Here is a 2,960-nt window from a genome sequence, read left to right as displayed (position 1 = left end):
ATGCTTGTCCGGATAATAAAAGATTACATGTCCGGATAATTCAAGAATCCTGTCCGGATGTTACAAGAATCATCAGTCTTAGACGTAATTTCAGAATACCTAAAGAAAAATACTGACAGAAAAGTGCAAATCGGACTATTTGGAGGAGAACCATTACTTGTAGAAAACTACTCTTTAATAACAAAGATTTTTGACTTTTGTGTGGCTAAAAAAATTTCAATCGGTATTACAACAAATGGGAAAAACCTTGATCATTACCTAAAGCTATTAATCATATATAGAAGTTTAGGTATTACAGTTTGTTCAACTATTGATAGTATCGAAGACAATGAATTTACAAGAACCCCCGTACAATTAAGTAAATTACATCAAAATGTAACTAATGAACTTCTTTCAAATGTCAAGCTTCTCATTGATAACGGTGTACATGTCGATTTAGAAACAAATATTGATTCTCATAATATAAGAAAAATTGGTTCGATAATTGATTACTACAGAAATAACGGATATCTCGATAATCCTTTTTTCACTTTTGGTTTTGGAAGAGTAGATGATAGATTTTACGAAACCAACTACAGTAGAATCGTCTCTTATGTAGATATTTTAACTGAATTATCCAACATCAATTCTGTTCCATCAAAAATGTACATTTCATTTTTACGTTCAGCATATGAATTGGCAAGAAAAATTGGAATGAACTATGGACAAACAGAATTAAAAATACCAGGAACATATTGTTGGGCATCTTCTCCACTTGATACTGTATTTTATGTTGATCCAGATTTAAAAACATATCGCTGTACGTATACTGTTGGACGATCCAACTACTCAATAATGGATTTTACATTTGATAACATAGAAAAATATCAACTAAAAAAAATAACATCTGACGATTACAACAACTGCAAGTCATGTCCAATTGCCGGATATTGCGCCGGAGGATGCAAATTATCAGCAGATATTGATTTTAATCGACAATGCAAAGACGAGAAAGAACAATTTTATCGTTTTCTACATGAAATATACTATCCAAAATTGTTACAGCTATTATATAAACGCATAAACAAATAATAATTAAATCAATGAGTAATACTCAGGAGCTAAACCAATGAAATATAACAAAGAAATATATAAAAAGATGAAATATAAAATGATGGAAGGCAACGAATTGAACCTTGCTCTTTCTATTGCTGCCGCAATCATTTTATCCATTGCAATAATTGCAGCTTCATGGCTCATGCAACAATGTATAGATTATGCATCCGGTTATTCTCATATGTCATTTAAATATTTACTTTTTTCAGCACTGCTCATTGCATTAATTGAACTATCTGCTGGAATATGTGTTTATTTTTTTAGAACTGCCTTTGTATCAAAAGCATTATTTCAATATAGACACTATGCAATGACTTGTATTTTTAATAAAAATATATCTTCTATGCGTTTGCATAATACATCAGAATATCTTTCAGCACTTACAAATGATGTAAATACTATAAAAGTCGACCTTTTAGACCAAATTCCAATAATTGCTCAAGTTATAATATGTGCTGCCGGTTCAGTTGTTTTGATGCTTTACTACAGCCCTTTTCTTACAGCTATTGCCCTTTTGATTTCACTTATACCTGCTCTATCATCTATGAAGTCAGGTAGTAAATTAGTAGAGGCTGAAGCTCTAATTTCTGACAATAATTCTAAATATGTTCTAGTGCTAAAGGACATACTAAATGGATTTAATGTTATTAAGTCATGTCTTGCAGAAAACGGTTTGACAACGAGGTATCTAAAAATAAACAAATCCTTAAGTGATAAGCTTCTTAATCGTGAAAAGAAGCTTGAAAAAATAAACTATACTGCAGCATTGTCCGGATATATCACTCAATTTGCAGTTCTTCTTATCTGTGTTTATTTTTCAAAAAAGCAAAACCTTATATCAGCAGGTACAGTAGTTGTGTTTACCAGATTAATGACTTATATAATTGATCCATTAACTAATCTCCCAGAAATGCTTTCAGATGCAAAAGCCTCTCTTGGATTGATGAAAAAATTCTCAACTTTATTACAAAGTGATAAAAAAGATACCAATTCGTATATCCAAGTAAAATCTTTTAATGATGAAATAAGATTACGAAATGTAAATTTTTCTTACGTTGAATCTCAACCAATAATAAAAGATTGGAACATTTCTTTGCAAAAAGGAAAAAAATATGCTCTTGTCGGTACTTCTGGTAGTGGTAAATCAACACTATTTAACCTACTAATAAAAACACTTACTGCCGAGAGTGGGGAATTGTGTTTCGATAGAATTAATATCAATAAAATTGACAATGGCTCCTTATTCAAATTAATTTCTATAGTTTATCAGAACAATTTCATTTTTGATGATAGTATTATCAATAATATAACTATGTACAAAAAAATATCCGAAGATGAGATAAAAATCATTATAGATAAGTTTTGTTTAAATGAACTTATTTTTGAAAAAGGCTGTGATTTTCAATGTGGAGAAGAAGGAAAGAATCTTTCTGGAGGAGAAAGACAGAGAGTTGCGCTTGCCAGAGCCTACTTACAAAATACTCCTATCCTATTAATGGATGAGTCAACATCCGCACTTGATAAAGAAACCACCTGTAGAATATTGGATGCACTACTTATGGACGATGACAAAATGATCGTTTTCATAACCCATTCATATGATATGAATGTCCTGTCACGGTTTGATGAAATTTTAGCAATTAGTAACGGTAAAATAGTCGAAAAGGGACACTTTAATAAATTATACGAAAAAAAAGGCTATGTTTACTCTTTGATAAATACTGCTAAAGGGGCATAGGAATGATTAAAAAATAAGGGTGTGAAATTCCTATTTCACACCCTGTCGCTTTATCAAACTTTAAATCTGTAACCGACGCCCCAAATTGTCTCAATATACTGAGGGTTTGAGGTATCATATTCGATTT

General features: G+C 31.0%; 2 protein-coding genes. Both read left to right on the top strand.

The genetic code is table 11. The features are described 5' to 3' along the window. Window positions 1-57 precede the first annotated feature (57 nt). On the top strand, window positions 58-1,071 hold the full coding sequence (locus E7Z81_RS12040) for an SPASM domain-containing protein (RefSeq protein WP_292748170.1): 1,014 nt from the start codon (window positions 58-60) through the stop codon (window positions 1,069-1,071). Window positions 1,072-1,108: 37 nt separating this feature from the next. After that, window positions 1,109-2,833 carry an ABC transporter ATP-binding protein gene (locus tag E7Z81_RS12035; RefSeq protein ID WP_292748168.1) on the top strand — a complete coding sequence of 575 codons (1,725 nt, stop codon included), beginning with the start codon at window positions 1,109-1,111 and terminating at the stop codon, window positions 2,831-2,833. Window positions 2,834-2,960: the final 127 nt, after the last annotated feature.

It is taken from the genome of Methanobrevibacter sp. (assembly GCF_015062935.1).
GTDB lineage: Archaea > Methanobacteriota > Methanobacteria > Methanobacteriales > Methanobacteriaceae > Methanocatella.
This window is presented reverse-complemented; position numbering and strand designations above follow the sequence as displayed.